Raw genomic sequence first — 14452 nt, 5'->3', positions numbered from 1 at the left:
TCGTTTCCCTTCCCCGTAGCGTAAAAATAACGCTGAGCGGCTTATCGAATCGTGTCTGATCCACTATTTGTTTGGTGCCTGCTCCTGGGGGCCTCATTTCTCGGCGGAGGTCTGAATGCGGTCGCTGGCGGCGGAAGTTTCTTCACGTTTCCCGCGCTGGTCTATGCGGGTGTACCCGCTGTAGCTGCAAATGCTACCGGCACTCTTGCGCTGCTCCCCGGCTACATCGCCAGCACCTGGGGATTTCGCGAAGACCTCCAGGCGCGCAAGTCGCTTTCGCTGCGCACGCTCATTGTATCGAGCATGAGCGGTGGCGCGATCGGCGCGATGCTGCTTCTCGTTACACCCGACGCCACGTTCCGGGCGATTGTCCCGTGGCTACTACTGGTGGCAACCCTCTTGTTCGCCATTGGACCCCGATTGCTGCGTATGATGGATCGCGAAGACGAGGCAAACGCGATCACCCAGACACTCAGCCTGTTCGCTGTCAGCATTTACGGCGGCTACTTCAACGGCGGTCTTGGCATAGTGTTGCTTGCAGCCTTCAGCCTGCTCGGTCATCAAAATCTCAACGCAATGAATGGTCTGAAAAATCTGGCTTCAGCGGTGCTCACCACGATCGCAGTCTGTCTCTACGCTTATGGTGGTGCCATCGTTTGGCTGGAAGCCACCGTTATGATGATCTCAGCGATCATCGGCGGGTACGTGGCAGCACGTATTGCACGGCGACTCCCCGTCGTGGTCGTACGCACTGTCGTGATAGCCACCGGAACGGTCATGACGGTGGTGTTCTTTGTGGCTTGATGGTGTGCGATACCCGGTCAACCAGCAACTTGGACGCAGCCTTATAACTGGGACGCAGCGAGATCCGCGTGAGCTCCGCTAACCCTACGCTCACTTCAAACTACAATCTTGTTCATATCTTGAGTGGCTACGCCACGTTTTATTTAGGGCGGGGTTCCGCGCCCGCAGCGCAGGTCCCTATTCTTTGCTCGCCCAAAGAAAGAGACGAAAGAAAGTGCGCCCAACGCCCGCGCCGGCTTTGCCGGTTCCCTGCGTTGCTCAGTCTGTGAGGGGTTAACTTCGACACCGACATGCGGCGCAATGCGATTGCGCCTCACGCGGGCTGAAGTCTTGTGTGGCTGCGCCACGGTAATTTGAATCGGGGAGTCCGCCCCCGAACTCGGACTACTTTTCTTTGCTTGTCCAAAGAAAAGTAGTCAAAAGAAATGACACCCTACATCGCAGCCCACCTCCGGTGGGTATCCTACGCGCCTCCACAAACAACGGCGCTCGCGAACTCGCGATCCATTCAGGATCGCTCAGACATGCGCTCGCTCTATTCCGCTGTTTGCTCCGGTGCTCAGCTGCGCTGGAGGGGAAATGGGTGGTTACCCCCTCGAAGGCGGCACCGACTACCACAGTGCTATGAGCTTCAATTCATAGGGCGCAATGCCCTTCGGTTGTTGCGCCCTACGACACCAATCAAACGAAGAGTTGCACACGAAAACCGTAGTACGGGTAATACGCATTCTACTTACTCGTAAATTTTGGCCACTGATTGTATCCAATGACCGGATCGTTTGATTGCAGCTTATGTACGAACTCAATCTCTTTTTGATTTACTTCCGCATTTGACGCCGTTGCTGACTCCCACAAGATCTCCTTGCGGATTACAAAATCTCTTCGTTGGGCAGGAGTGAAATCATTTGCGATCAACTCACTACTAACACTGCCAAAGTAGTTGATACTGTCAGTAAGATCTTTGCCGACATAGATCTTGCCGTTCGGGTAGGTGATTTTGTATATGCCTTTCATACGAACAATAGTCGTTCATTATGATTGCACCCTACAACACCTCAACGGAAAAATAAGCAGTAGAGGAAGATGGCATCAATTGCCGCGAGTTTCGTCTTTGACTTGCCCCCCGTCGGCAGCGCCGAGTAGCGGAGGGCTGTGAGGATCAGGCCCGCAGGAGCGAAGCCAGGGATGGCGAGCTTTCATCGCCAGCACAGGAGGTGCTGTCGATGAAACCCCTCACAGACCGAGCAACGCAGGGAACCCCTCGCCAGAGGGGCGCGGCCGTTGGGAACGCTTCTTTGGTGACTTTCTTGTCGTCACAAGAAAGTCACCCGGCCGCGGGGACGGAATCCCCGCTTTCAATAAAACGCGGTAAAGCCGCACAAGACGCTGGATGCCGGCTTTCGCCGGCATGACGAAAAGGGGGTTCGGGGGCAGACTCCCCGATTCAATACACCGTGGCACAGCCCCACAAAAAAGGCCCGCCGAAGCGGGCCCTAATTCATAACGATCAAACCTCTAATTCAACGCCTCCAACTTGGCATACGCCACCACCAACCACTTCGCCCCCACCTCCTCAAAGTTCACCTGCAACCGCGCATTGCTCCCGGCGCCTTCATGATTGAGCACGATCCCCTCGCCAAATTTCGTATGCCGTACCCGCTGCCCCAGTCGATACCCATCCGGCGGCGCGTTGAAGAACTCGTGCACGACCGAGGATTGCGACAGGAAGGGTGCCGCCTGCTGCATCCTGACCTCTTCGATCAATTCGGTGGGAATCTCCTGAATGAAACGCGACGGCCGCGAGTAACGTTCCAGGCCGCGCATGCGTCGCGTCTCGGCGTGACAGAGAAAGAGGCGCTTTTTGGCGCGCGTCATGCCGACATAACAGAGCCGGCGCTCCTCTTCCAATGAGTCGCTCTCCTCCAGCGAGCGCTCGTGGGGAAACAGCCCCTCCTCCAGCCCGCACAAAAAGACCGTGTTGAACTCCAACCCCTTCGCCGAATGCAGCGTCATCAATTGAACACAGTCCTCCCACGCCTCGCCCTGCGCCTCGCCCGACTCCAGCGCAGCATGCGCGAGAAAGCCTTCGAGCTCACCCATCTCCACCGCTTCGTCGGGGACGAACTGGCGCGCAGCGGTGACCAGCTCTTCCAGGTTCTCCACCCGCGCCTCGGCCTTTTCGCCCTTCTCCATCCGATAGTGTTCCAGCAGTCCGCTGGCGTGAATCACATGATTGACGCGCTCGGCCAGGTCAAACTCGGCAGTGGCCGCTGCGAGTTCGTCGATGAGATCGAGAAACGCCTGCACCGCATTGCGCGCCCGCGCCGCCAGCGTCCCCTGTTGGCATACCGTCTGCGCCGCCTGCCACAATGAGACATTCTGTTTACGCGCCTGCTCGCGCAGCACCTCGACGGTGCGTTGACCGACGCCACGCGTCGGCGTGTTCACCACCCGCTCGAAGGAAGTGTCATCGTCACGATAGGCCACCAGGCGCAGATACCCAAGGGCATCCTTGATCTCCATGCGCTCGAAGAAGCGCGGTCCGCCATAGACGCGATACGGCATCCCCGCGCGCAGCAGCGCCTCTTCAAAGACCCGGGATTGCGCGTTGGAGCGATAGAGCACCGCCATGCCCGACAGCGCCTCGCCGCGATCGCGCGCCGCGGCCATGGTGTCGATGACGTACTGCGCCTCCTCCAACTCGCTCAACGCGCGGTAGCGGCGGATCGGATCGCCTTCCTCGTCTTCGGTCCAGAGGTTCTTGCCCAGCCGCCCGCTGTTGCTGGCGATCATGGCGTTGGCGGCGGCGAGTATGGTGGCGGTTGAGCGATAGTTCTGTTCCAGGCGCACCATGCGCGTCCGGGGATAGTCGTGGTGGAAGCGCTGGATGTTGGCGATGTTGGCGCCGCGCCAACCGTAGATGGATTGATCATCGTCACCCACCACGAAGAGGTTGCCCTGTTCGCCGCCCAACAGGCGCAGCCAGGCGTACTGGATGGTGTTGGTGTCCTGGAACTCGTCGACCAGCACGTGGCGGAACCGTTCCTGGTAGTGCGCCAACAGAGCGGGATTGTGCAGCCACAGCTCATGGGCGCGCAGCAGCAGTTCGGCGAAGTCGACCAGACCGGCGCGCTGACACGCCTCTTCGTAGGCCTGATACAGGCGCACCAACTGCTTCTCTACCGCATCGTGCCCAGGGTCGATGTGCTCGGGACGCAGCCCCTCGTCTTTTTTGGCGTTGATATACCACTGCAGGCGTTTCGGTTTCCAATGGGCCTCATCCACGTTGAGGTTCTTCAACACTCTTCGGATCAGCCGGTACTGATCGTCGGAATCGAGAATCTGAAAACTCTCGGGCAGCTTCGCCTCTTTATAATGGGCGCGCAGCAGGCGATGGGCGAGGCTGTGGAAGGTGCCGATCCACAGGCCGCGCACCGGAATCCCGAGCAGCCCCTCGGCGCGGGCACGCATCTCGCCGGCGGCCTTGTTGGTAAAGGTGACCGCGAGAATCCCGTGGGGCGAGACATGCTCGACCTGGATGAGCCAGGCCAAGCGGTGGATCAATACCCGGGTCTTGCCGCTGCCGGCGCCTGCCAGCACCAGTGTCTGGCCGGTAGGGGTGGTGACCGCTTCGCGTTGGGCATCGTTGAGAGGGTCGAGAAGAGGGGAAACATCCATGGGCGAATTCTAACAGAAGCGCCACTGCGTTCCGGCCATAAACACGGCCCGGGAGAACGCCTACAATGACGCTGGGGACTTTATGGAGGGAAATCACCATGCAGCGCAAAGAGCATTGGGATCAGGTCTACAACGAACGCACGCCCGAGCAGGTCAGTTGGTATCAGACCCACCCGCAACCCTCGTGGTCGATGATCGAGCACAGCGGGATTCGTCCCGCTGAGGCGATCATCGATGTCGGCGGCGGCGCCTCCAACCTGGTGGATCATCTGCTCGCTTCGGGCTGGGAGGCGGTGACGGTGCTCGATCTATCCGCGGCCGCGCTGCGCCTGGCCGGGGAGCGACTGGGATCCAAAGCTGACCGGGTCACCTGGATCGACGCCGATGTCACCGCTTTCGCACCACCCCAACGCTACCGCCTCTGGCACGATCGCGCCGTTTTGCATTTTCTCACCGACGCCGATGACCGCGCCCGCTATCGCAGCGTATTGAAAGAGGCTGTAGCCCCCGGCGGGCAGGTCATCATCGGCGCCTTTGCCCTCGACGGACCCGACCAGTGCAGCGGGCTGCCCGTGGTGCGTTACAGCCCCCATTCGCTGGCGGCGCTGCTGGGCGAGCACTACGCGCTCAAGGAGAGCCGCCATGTTGCCCATCGCACCCCTTGGGAGTCGGCACAGAACTTCGTCTTTTGCCGCTTCCAGTATCAGCCGGATGCTGAATGAGTGACTGGGTAGAGGACGTCGCCACAGCGATTGGCGCTGCCACCGGGCATCCCTGCACGCTGGCGAACCCGCGCAGCATCGGCGGCGGGTGCATCAATAGCGCCTACGCCGTCGATGCCGGTGAACGGCGCTTTTTCGTCAAGATAAACCGCGCGCAGCGGCTCGCCATGTTCGAGGCCGAGCTGGCCGGATTGGCGGAGTTGGCAGCAACGCAGACGGTACGTGTCCCCGCCCCCATCTGCGCGGGCACCTCCGGCGATCACGCCTTTCTGGCGATGGAATTCCTGCAGCTGGACGGCAATGGCCGGGGCAGCGCCGAACGCCTGGGCCACCAACTGGCGGCATTGCACCGCTCGAGCAGTGATTGCTTCGGCTGGCAGCGCGACAACACCATCGGCAGCACGCCGCAGATCAACACGCCCTCCACCGACTGGATCGACTTCTGGCGCGAGCATCGTCTTGGCTATCAACTGCGGCTGGCGGCCAGAAACGGGTCGGGCGCACGCCTGATTGACCGCGGCAACCGGCTCAAGGAGTTGGTGCCTGGCCTGTTTGCAGACTACGCCCCCCAACCGTCGCTGCTGCACGGCGATCTGTGGGGTGGCAACTGGGCGACGACCGCAGGCGGCGAGCCCGTGCTGTTCGATCCAGCGGTCTATTTCGGTGACCGCGAGACCGATCTCGCCATGACCGAGCTGTTCGGCGGTTTCCCACCCACCTTCTATGCGGCTTACAAATCGAGCTGGCCGTTGGATTCAGGCTACTCGGTGCGCAAACAGCTCTACAACCTTTACCACGTTCTCAATCACCTCAATCTGTTTGGCGGCGGCTACCAGCGACAGGCTGAGACCCTGATCGAGCGGCTGACAGCGGAACTAAGGTAGAAAACGCGAAGGCGTTAACAGAAGTTTCTGATAATCTGTACCAGTCTTGTTGATCTCAGAATAATAAAACGAGGAGCGCATGTCGGATATCGAACTACAGCGCCTGAGCATGGAGGTGGTCCGCCTGACGCGCGAGCGTGACGAGGCGCGACGCCTGGCGCGGCGCCTCGATCAATCGCTGGAAATGGCGCTGCGCAACTCCACCCGCGACGAACTATCCGGCATGATCAATCGTCGCGCCGGCGCTGCCAGCTTTCATGTGGAACTGGGGCGCGGGCTGCGCGAAGGCACACCCACCGCACTGCTGGTGCTGGATCTCGACGAATTCAAACAGGTCAACGACCGCCTCGGGCACGATCGCGGCGATGCCCTCCTGGCGCGTGTCTCCAAACAGATAGGCTCGGTGCTGCGCGAGTACGACGTCCCGATCCGCTGGGGCGGCGACGAATTCTGCATCATCCTGCCCAACACCGACGCCGCGCGCGCCGAGGTAGTGGGCAAAAAGGTGCTGCGCGCCATTCGCCAGACACCCTTCGACCCGCCGATCACACTGACCGCATCGTGCGGGGTTGCCGTTTCCAATGAAGAGGGCGTCGAGGAGCTGATGGCCGACATCGATCTGGAGAACGGGCGCATAGATACAATCCATGGCGAGAGCTACAACCGCGCCGACGTCATCGAGACCATGGTCTCGCGCCTGCAACGCTACCTGTTCAAGGTCGCCGATCTGCGTTGCTACTGCGCCAAACACCGCTACGGCAACAACACGCGCATCACCGGCTTCCAGTGCCAGGGCTGCGCCCATATCGAGACCAAGTGCGTCCAAACCCAGGAGCGCGACAAGATCCGGCGCTTCTACTGGCGCCAGGACGGCAGCAAATGGCTGCCCCAGATGGCGGTGCTGGAGCAGGTTTGACCCGCTCAGCGGCCTAAACCGAACCCCGGTCTGAGCCTGACTCCCAACCAGTTCCCCACCAGCGCGGCGGCGATCCACAGCCAGCCGTGCAGACTGGTGGACGCCACCCCGGAGAAGAACGCACCGATATTGCAGCCAAACGCGATGCGTGCGCCGTAACCCATCAGCAATCCACCGAGCAGCGCCGCTGCCCATACCCGCGCCGGTGTCACCGTCTGTCCCCGGGCGAAGCGGCCGGCGAGCGCCGCCGCGGCCAGTGCGCCGACCATGATCCCCAGATCCATCACCGAGGTAACATCCTCCAGCACGCCGCGCCCCAGAGCGTAGGCGGGGAACCCGCCGCTCCAGAAGACGCTGGCGCTGGGATCCCAGCCGGCGAGGGCCGCCAGTTTCGCGCCCCACAGACTGAATGCCCAGGTGATGGTCCAGGGATGACCGGCCACCACCAGGGTGACCGCATTAAGCGCTGCCAGGACCAGTGCACCCGCCAGCAGCGGCCAGGGGCCGCGGAGCCAGCGATGCCTGGAACTCGGCGGTGCATCAGCACCCGGGGGGACTCGCCTCCAACGCCGCAACAGCCACCAGCACACCCCGAGTACACTCAGTTGAAACGCAACCGCCCGCGGCCATCCCCAGGCCTGGCCCAGCGCGATGACACCCCAGCCCGGCAACTGCTGCCACCAGCCCATGTGCAGACTCGCCCAGAACGACCCGGCGATAAACGCCGCCAGGGTGACGATCTGCCGCGCGCCTCCGCCACCGACAGCAAACAGGGTTCCCGAACCACAGCCGCCGCCCAGTTGCATCCCGACACCAAAGAGCAAGGCACCGACAGCCACCTGCCACCCGACGGGCGCCACCGCGCCGCCGAGCGCCTGGCCGAACAGTTCGCCCTGTGCCAGCAGGGGTGCGAACAGCAACGATGCCGCGGCCACCATCACCAGTTGCGCCTCGACGCCGCGCGTGTCGCGCTGGGTAAACAGGCGGTGGTAGGCGCCGGTAAAACCAAAGGCGGCGTGATAGAGCGTGAATCCGAGCAGCAGGCCAATCGTCAACAGCAGCGCCAGGCGTCCGCCGCCGGAGATGGCCTGGGCGAACAGACCGTGCGCGGCAAGGGCGGCGATGCCCAATCCCCACCACTGGGTGCGGGGCGCCGCACCGGGAGTCCGAGCCAGCGATCCGGCATCACTCGCCAACGGCATAGCGGGCGATACGCGCAAAGATGGGATCGAGTTCTGCGGCCATGGCGTCGAGGTCGGAATGTGCATATGGGGCGAACACCGCGCTCGGGCGTCGGTAGCGCAGTGTGGCCGTGCCGTCAGGATTCTCGGTCAGGTAAAAGCGCAACGGGGCTTCGAAGCCCGCGGATACGCTGGCCGCCAGCATGCGCAGCGCGTAATCGTTGCGAAAGACCATCAACACCGCGTTGCCGGGGATGGTCACGCCGCGTGAGGCAGCCCCCCGGCTGGCGCTGGCCTGGGCGACCAGGCCCATACCCTGATCGGCGATCGCCGTGACCAGGCGCTGCTCCAGCGTCGCGAAATCATGACGCGATGTCAGGGTCTCCATGCTCGGGGATGCCGCCAGGACGCCGCCTGTCATCGCCAGCAGCAGTCCGACCCACAATCCGGTGTGCATCGCTTCAGCCCTCGACGATCAACCGGTAGTCCGGCGTCGGGTTGAGCGGGCAGGAGTAGACGTACTCGCCCGGTTTGAGTTCGATCTCGTAGTCCCGGCTCTTGCCGGTGACCAGCCCGCCGCCCGAAACACTGGGCAGACGCACCCGGTCGATGAGGCTCGCGGCGCGCAACCAGAATCCCAACTGATAGGGCACGTCGCGATTGGCGACACGGAAGGTGTACTTGCCCGGTTTCAGGCGCAACGGCTGCGCCTGCTGCAGGCGCTGCTCGGCGGTGCGCTCGTTGATGGCCTCGCAATCCGCGGCGCGGGTGGTGCGGTAGCCGAGTTCCTTCCCGCCCTCGCTCTCAATGAACTGACACCCGGTCTGGGTGAACTCGATCACCTGCCCTCCGGCAGCCGCAGCAATCTGGCCACCCCCCAACGCGGCGACGATCAGCAGTGTGGTCACCACGGCCCTTGAATAGTCAATGGATTTCATCTCCGACCTCCTTGCTGTGCACGAGCGTATTGGGATTTGGCGCCTGCACCGATGGATGGCGCACCGCCAGCGATTCGCGTATGCGACGCATTTGCCGGGGTACGTCGATCGGCAAACTGCCGGTCACCTCCAGATCGCGGTCTTCGTAGACATCGCGCTCCGGGTGGCGCTCCCGCCAATCGGCGACGACGCGGTCACGTTGTTCGAGCAAGGCCGCGATCTGCGGGTGGAAGAGCTGGATCATGGCACCGATCCAGCGATTGACCGGCCACGAGGGGAACGCGTGATCGATAACGAAACGATCCAACAGGGCAATGGCATCCGCAGCGCTGTACCAGGTCTCGCCCGTGACCCAGCGATTGACCGCGAACAGCTGCAAGGGATAGCCGTAGTCATCCATGGCGATGGCGATCAGATGGGCGATCGCCGCGTCACCCAACGGGCGCTCCCCGTCGCCGGCATCGGACGCCGGTTGCATCCCCTCGGGCAGCCCTTTGGCGCGCACGAAGGTGTGGAAGTGGCCGTGCTCGCCAGCCTCGTGGCGGTGCGCATGGTAGTAGTACTGAGCATGCGTCGCGTTGTCGTAGACGTCGTCGGCCGGGTAGTGCTCCATCTCGTAGAAGGTGCCCGCACCCTTGAGGATCTCGCCGACGATGTTGATGCCACCTCGCTTCAATACCCGGTAACACTCCTCGATCTCCTCCGCGGCGTGCGCCATGCGTTGCAGGCGCTCGGTGGAGAGCGTGTTCCAACCAGGTTCCCGATAGTCGACCGACGGCATCTCACTCACTCCTCGCGCACCAGGCGAAAGCCGATCAGGACGTGCTTCAAGGCGACCGGCCGGCCGTGTCCGGCTGCCGGGCGGCACACCCCGCAGCCGCGATCGTCCCACGAACCGCCCTTGACCAGCGCCCGCCCCGGGCCCGCCGGCATGGCGGTCCATTCGTAGACCTGTCCTGCCACACCCGACAGCCCGAAGGGACTGGCGCCCCGCGGGTAACGGCCGACCGGAACGGTGTCGAAGGGGCCCGCGGGAATGGTAATAAGCTCTGGTAGCGCTTGGCCGAAAGCGGCACCCGCACCCAGCAGTGCCAGAAGGGCTATCGGCCCTCCTGGCCCCCGCAGGCGAACACTGGCGCGCCCCGGGATCATCTCAAGTTACTGCGCCTTGCAGGGATTCGCGGCGGCACACGGATTGGCCGCCCCACACGGGTTCTTGGCACCGCAGGTGTGCATCACTTTCTTCGCTGCACACGGATTGGCCACGCAAGGATTGGCGGCGGCACACGGATTCTTGGCGCCGCAGGTGTGGGTCATCGCCTGTGCGCCACAGGGGCTCTTCCCGGCACAGGGATTGGCCTGCGCGGCCATCGGCAATGCGGCGCCCATGGCGAGGGCGGCGGCGCCGGCGATCAGCAGTTTACGGGCACGGGGGTTTTTCATGGTGGTTCCTCCTGATTTAACAAGGGTCGGCACCGAAGTGCCGGTCCGGCCTGGTCCCTGATCAATAAGCACGACAGGGGTTTTTCGCCGCACAAGGGTTCCTGGCGGCACATGGATTTTTTGCGGCGCACGGGTTGCCCGCACAGGGGTTCTTGGCGGCACAGGGGTTCATCGCAACCTTACGGAAGCCCTTCTGCACCTCGGCGGTGTAAGCGGTCAGGGCGCCCAACTCCCTGGAGTTCCACGCCAGCGGCGTGCCTTTCATGGGTACCACCAGGCACAACTGCACCATCTCATCGAGATCGATTTTGCTGATCCCCGAGGCGTCGGCCATGTTGACCTTGTGCGGGAAGGGGTGGTTGAAGGTGGCACCGAAGCTGCCGTAGTTGCTGTGACAGGTGCTGCAGGAGAGACCGTTGGTGCTGAGCGAGCTGTCGTTCCACAGCTTCTCACCCGCCTTGACCAGATCCTTGCTGCTGCCCTTGGTGTAGAGTTTGGTTCCCTGGGGGCGCACCACCTGGTTGCGCAGCGCGGCGCTGCTCAACCGGGCGGCGCAGGGATTGGCCGCACAGGGATTGCGCGCACCACAAGGGCCGCAAGGACTCGCTTTGACGCTACAGGGATTCTTGGCAGCGCAAGGATTCTTTACGGCACTGGGGTTTTTCGCGGCGCAGGGATTCTTGCTCCACGCCTGGCACGGGTTTTTGCCCGCACAGGGATTGCGCGCGCCGCAGGCCGCAAAAACAGCCGCGCCGCCCACCGCCAGCGTGGCCACACCAGCAAATAGCGAAGCGCGTACCGCCTGCGCAGAAGGTTTGAGTCTCGGGAACATGGGGAACTCCTCCGGTTACTGAAGTACAGTTTGATTGTCAGGGATCAATCAGGCGATTGGCCTTATTACCCTTCCCTTGGTTGGGAAACCAGACAACAAACCAGACCGGAGCAGTTGGGTATTTCTTTCAGGGGTGTTGAATTTTTTGGGGGTCTCGAAGGAGGCCCCGATGGCGGGTCGTGGCGGCAGGATCGGCCGCTGGAAGGCTACTCTTTGACGATGATTACATGCAGGCGGCGCGGGCCGTGGGCACCTAACTGCATGGTCTGCTCCACGTCGGCGGTCCGCGACGGGCCGGTGATGAAATTGACCGTCCGCCCCAATCCCGCCTTGCGCAGCTTGGGCCAGACGTCCTCCAGATGCAGCACCAGCCGCCCGGCGCGCAGCACGACGATATGGAAATCGCTGAGGAAATTGAGCGTGGTGGGATTCTCCGGCCCGGAGCGCAGCACCAGACTGCCGGTCTCCACGACACCGGCAAAGGCGACCGAGAGGGCCACTGCCGGATTCATTTTGCCGCGCGGCCGCTCTACCTGCATACCATCGGGCCAGCTGACGGCGTCCAACTGCGGGTCGTCGGTGCGGGTCAGGCGCAACGGTCGCCCGGCGCCATGCAGGTAGAGCGCCACCGCTTCACCCACCTGCGACCAGCGGTCGACCAGCGTCACGGTCGCGGCGGCGGCCTTCAGCTTGTCGACGAAACGCTGACCCGCGCCCTGCTTCTCGACCCGGGGACGGGCCCGTTGGGTGGGCGGCGCCATGCGCAGTCCCTCGACGGAGGGGCGGCGCAGCCGCTTGAAGATGGCGCTGCGCGCATCGCTCATGGGGAACCTCCGCGTTGCTTGTGCCAAGCAGAGACAAAACCCTGCCCCTGCGGGGCGGGAAGGTCGCGATCGAAGGTCCACGCCTTGGCGAAGGGTAGCCGCGACAACCGCCCCGTCCGGCCGGCCGCTTTGGCCAGCACGCTGGCATTGAACCCCATCAGCAGCCGATAGAGCCGCGGCCGGCGCGCCACGAAACCCCACGCCATCAACGCAAACCGCTGGCGTTGCGCATCGAGCCCTTTGCGGTGTTGCTCGGTGCGGTGGGCGCGCAGCATACGCGGCAGCGGGATGCTCATGGGGCAGACCGCTTCGCAGCGCCCGCACAGCGTCGAGGCGTTGGGTAGATCGCGCGTCTCCTTGAGCCCGAGCATCAACGGCGTCAGCACCGAACCCATGGGGCCGGGGTAGACCCAGCCGTAGGCGTGGCCGCCCACGGTGCCGTAGACCGGGCAGTGGTTGAGACAGGCACCGCACTTGATACAGCGCAGCATCTCCTGGAACTCGGTGCCGAGCATCTTGGAGCGCCCGTTGTCGAGCAGCACCACATGAAACTCATTGGGCCCGTCGGGATCTTCAGCGCGACGCGGGCCGGTGAAGAGCGTGGTGTAGACCGACATCTCCTGACCGCTGGCGCTGCGCCCCAGCAGGCGCAGCATCGTGGTGGCATCTTCCAGCGTCGGTACCACCTTTTCGATGCTGGCGGTGACGATGTGCACGCGCGGCAGCGTCGCGCTGAGATCGCCGTTGCCCTCGTTGGTCACCAGTACCACGCTGCCGGTTTCGGCCACCAGGAAGTTGCCGCCGGTGATCCCCACGTCACCGCTGACGAAATGGCCGCGCAGCACGCGGCGTGCCTCGGTGACCAGTTCGGCCACCTCGTTCTGCTGCGGCCCCAGCCGCGAGTCATGGTGGGACTTGCGGAACAGATCGCCGATCTGCTCGCGGGTCTTGTGGATGGCCGGCGCGATGATGTGGCTGGGCGGTTCGTGGGCGAGCTGGATGATGTACTCGCCGAGATCGGTCTCGATCGCCTCGAAACCGGCCTCGGCCAGCGCCTCGTTGACCTCGGCCTCCTCGCCGATCATCGACTTGCCCTTGAGCACCTTGCGTCCGCCGCTGGTGCGCGCGATCTCGGTGACGATACGCGCCAGATCGGCCGGGGTCTCCGCCCAGTGCACCTGACCACCGCTGGCCGCCACCTGGGCCTCGAACTTCTCCAGGTAGTGATCGAGATGCGCCAGGGTGTGATCCTTGATCGCCTTGGCGGTGGCGCGGATCGCCTCGAACTCGGGCAGCGCCTCGACCGCCTTGCTGCGCTTGAGGATGAAGCCTTGCTTGGCGCGACCCAGCGCTTTCTGCAGCGTCACATCGCCCAGCGCCTTGCGCACGTTGGCGCCGAACTGGTGGGTGATCGGCTTCATGGCTCCGCTCCGTCGCCGATGCCCGGTCCCTCGGTCATGCCGGCGAGAATCTCGGCGACGTGGAAGCAGCGGATCGGACTGCCGCCGCGCTTCAGCCATCCGGCGATATTGAGCAGGCAGCCCAGATCGCCGGCAGCCAGCGTATCGGCGCCGGTCGCTTTCACATCTCCCGCCTTGGCCGCCACCATGGTCGTGGAGATTTCGGGGAATTTGACGCAGAAGGTGCCGCCAAAACCGCAGCACGCCTCGGGATCGCTGAGTTCGACGCGCGCCAGCCCCTTCATACTCGCGAGCAGACGGCGCGGCTGTTCGCGGATGCCGAGCTCACGGAGCCCCGAACAGGAGTCGTGGTAAGCCAGCTTGCCGGTAAATCCACTGGCTACGGTTTTCACACCGCGCACATCGACCAGAAAGGAGACCAGTTCGTAGGTTTTGGCAGCAAGCTGCGCGGCCCGCTCGCGCCATTTGGCATCATCGGCGAAGAGCTCCGGATAGTGCACGCGGATCATCGCCGCGCAGGAGCCGGAGGGCAGCACCACGTAATCGTAGCCTTCGCACTGTTCGATCACCCGCCGCGCCAGATCACGCGCGGTCCTGGCGTCGCCGCTGTTGAAGGCGGGTTGGCCGCAACAGGTCTGTTCTGGGGGCACTTCCACCTGGCAGCCCGCCTGTTCCAGCAATTTGGCGCTGGCGAAGCCGACGCTGGGGCGGAACAGGTCGACCAGACAGGTCGCGTAAAGCGCCACGCGCGGGCTGGCAGCGGAATCATTCGGGGGCATGGATTATCGTTTTCTCGTCGCGGCAACGAT

Annotated in this window: 13 protein-coding genes and 4 pseudogenes; 4 read left to right on the top strand and 13 right to left on the bottom strand. The window is 63.4% G+C overall.

The annotated features are described in order from the left end of the window. Nucleotides 1–51 precede the first annotated feature (51 nt). Complete coding sequence (locus tag DWQ09_02775) at nt 52–804, top strand: sulfite exporter TauE/SafE family protein (GenBank protein ID KAA3629199.1); 753 nt, start codon at nt 52–54, stop codon at nt 802–804. A gap of 729 nt (nt 805–1533) precedes the next feature. Here DWQ09_02775 and DWQ09_02770 read toward each other — a convergent pair. Both DWQ09_02770 and DWQ09_02765 read right to left on the bottom strand, forming a co-directional pair. After that, nucleotides 1534–1818 carry a GIY-YIG nuclease family protein gene (locus DWQ09_02770; protein ID KAA3629198.1) on the bottom strand — a complete coding sequence of 95 codons (285 nt, stop codon included), beginning with the start codon at nt 1816–1818 and terminating at the stop codon, nt 1534–1536. A gap of 501 nt (nt 1819–2319) precedes the next feature. Then, nucleotides 2320–4482 carry a DNA helicase II gene (locus tag DWQ09_02765; GenBank protein ID KAA3629197.1) on the bottom strand — a complete coding sequence of 721 codons (2163 nt, stop codon included), beginning with the start codon at nt 4480–4482 and terminating at the stop codon, nt 2320–2322. 98 nt (nt 4483–4580) lie between these two features. Here DWQ09_02765 and DWQ09_02760 point away from each other — a divergent pair, with 98 nt between their 5' ends. The 3 genes from DWQ09_02760 (at nt 4581) to DWQ09_02750 (ending at nt 7004) form a co-directional block, all read left to right on the top strand. After that, nucleotides 4581–5204: a class I SAM-dependent methyltransferase gene (locus tag DWQ09_02760; GenBank protein ID KAA3629196.1), complete on the top strand. Its 624-nt coding sequence runs from the start codon at nt 4581–4583 to the stop codon at nt 5202–5204. Next, a complete protein-coding gene (locus DWQ09_02755) occupies nt 5201–6088 on the top strand; it encodes a fructosamine kinase family protein (GenBank protein KAA3629195.1) in 888 nt (295 codons plus the stop codon). The genes DWQ09_02760 and DWQ09_02755 overlap by 4 nt, the downstream gene beginning before the upstream one ends. A gap of 79 nt (nt 6089–6167) precedes the next feature. Next, nucleotides 6168–7004, top strand: a complete 837-nt coding sequence (locus tag DWQ09_02750) for a GGDEF domain-containing protein (GenBank protein KAA3629194.1) — start codon at nt 6168–6170, stop codon at nt 7002–7004. A gap of 5 nt (nt 7005–7009) precedes the next feature. On the opposite strand, the gene DWQ09_02745 is transcribed toward DWQ09_02750, so the two are convergent. From DWQ09_02745 to DWQ09_02695, 11 genes and pseudogenes are all read right to left on the bottom strand, one after another. Continuing rightward, nucleotides 7010–8200 carry a YeeE/YedE family protein gene (locus DWQ09_02745; GenBank protein KAA3629822.1) on the bottom strand — a complete coding sequence of 397 codons (1191 nt, stop codon included), beginning with the start codon at nt 8198–8200 and terminating at the stop codon, nt 7010–7012. Next, a complete protein-coding gene (locus tag DWQ09_02740) occupies nt 8190–8642 on the bottom strand; it encodes a DUF302 domain-containing protein (GenBank protein ID KAA3629193.1) in 453 nt (150 codons plus the stop codon). Before DWQ09_02740 ends, DWQ09_02745 begins: the two co-directional genes overlap by 11 nt. Before the next feature lie 4 nt (nt 8643–8646). After that, the gene (locus DWQ09_02735) at nt 8647–9123 is read right to left on the bottom strand and encodes a hypothetical protein (GenBank protein ID KAA3629192.1); all 477 of its coding nucleotides are present in this window, start codon (nt 9121–9123) and stop codon (nt 8647–8649) included. A gap of 67 nt (nt 9124–9190) precedes the next feature. Beyond that, nucleotides 9191–9913: pseudogene (locus DWQ09_02730) on the bottom strand (hypothetical protein). Further along, on the bottom strand, nt 9910–10275 hold the full coding sequence (locus DWQ09_02725; protein ID KAA3629191.1) for a hypothetical protein: 366 nt from the start codon (nt 10273–10275) through the stop codon (nt 9910–9912). Before DWQ09_02725 ends, DWQ09_02730 begins: the two are co-directional and overlap by 4 nt. A gap of 9 nt (nt 10276–10284) precedes the next feature. After that, nucleotides 10285–10422 (bottom strand): annotated as a pseudogene (locus tag DWQ09_02720) (cytochrome C peroxidase). Between the two features lie 322 nt (nt 10423–10744). Next, nucleotides 10745–11083 (bottom strand): annotated as a pseudogene (locus tag DWQ09_02715) (cytochrome C peroxidase). A gap of 45 nt (nt 11084–11128) precedes the next feature. After that, nucleotides 11129–11398: pseudogene (locus DWQ09_02710) on the bottom strand (hypothetical protein). 206 nt (nt 11399–11604) lie between these two features. Further along, nucleotides 11605–12222, bottom strand: coding sequence for a lactate utilization protein C (locus DWQ09_02705; protein ID KAA3629190.1), 618 nt, complete (start codon nt 12220–12222; stop codon nt 11605–11607). After that, complete coding sequence (locus DWQ09_02700; protein KAA3629189.1) at nt 12219–13643, bottom strand: iron-sulfur cluster-binding protein; 1425 nt, start codon at nt 13641–13643, stop codon at nt 12219–12221. The genes DWQ09_02705 and DWQ09_02700 overlap by 4 nt, the downstream gene beginning before the upstream one ends. Continuing rightward, nucleotides 13640–14422, bottom strand: a complete 783-nt coding sequence (locus DWQ09_02695) for a (Fe-S)-binding protein (GenBank protein ID KAA3629188.1) — start codon at nt 14420–14422, stop codon at nt 13640–13642. Before DWQ09_02695 ends, DWQ09_02700 begins: the two co-directional genes overlap by 4 nt. Between the last annotated feature and the right edge of the window lie 30 nt (nt 14423–14452).

Source organism: Pseudomonadota bacterium, assembly GCA_008501635.1.
Taxonomy (GTDB): Bacteria; Pseudomonadota; Gammaproteobacteria; order QQUJ01; family QQUJ01; genus QQUJ01.
Note: the sequence above shows the minus strand (reverse complement) of the source record. Positions and strands in the feature narration are given on the sequence as shown.

Bases quoted from the DNA above. Each gene is read 5' to 3' on its own strand.
- DWQ09_02705 (KAA3629190.1), bottom strand. From the start codon at position 12,222: ATGAGCGATGCGCGCAGCGCCATCTTCAAGCGGCTGCGCCGCCCCTCC.
- DWQ09_02770 (KAA3629198.1), bottom strand. From the start codon at position 1,818: ATGAAAGGCATATACAAAATCACCTACCCGAACGGCAAGATCTATGTC.
- DWQ09_02740 (KAA3629193.1), bottom strand. From the start codon at position 8,642: ATGCACACCGGATTGTGGGTCGGACTGCTGCTGGCGATGACAGGCGGC.
- DWQ09_02700 (KAA3629189.1), bottom strand. From the start codon at position 13,643: ATGAAGCCGATCACCCACCAGTTCGGCGCCAACGTGCGCAAGGCGCTG.
- DWQ09_02725 (KAA3629191.1), bottom strand. From the start codon at position 10,275: ATGATCCCGGGGCGCGCCAGTGTTCGCCTGCGGGGGCCAGGAGGGCCG.
- DWQ09_02760 (KAA3629196.1), top strand. From the start codon at position 4,581: ATGCAGCGCAAAGAGCATTGGGATCAGGTCTACAACGAACGCACGCCC.
- DWQ09_02735 (KAA3629192.1), bottom strand. From the start codon at position 9,123: ATGAAATCCATTGACTATTCAAGGGCCGTGGTGACCACACTGCTGATC.
- DWQ09_02765 (KAA3629197.1), bottom strand. From the start codon at position 4,482: ATGGATGTTTCCCCTCTTCTCGACCCTCTCAACGATGCCCAACGCGAA.
- DWQ09_02755 (KAA3629195.1), top strand. From the start codon at position 5,201: ATGAGTGACTGGGTAGAGGACGTCGCCACAGCGATTGGCGCTGCCACC.
- DWQ09_02750 (KAA3629194.1), top strand. From the start codon at position 6,168: ATGTCGGATATCGAACTACAGCGCCTGAGCATGGAGGTGGTCCGCCTG.
- DWQ09_02695 (KAA3629188.1), bottom strand. From the start codon at position 14,422: ATGCCCCCGAATGATTCCGCTGCCAGCCCGCGCGTGGCGCTTTACGCG.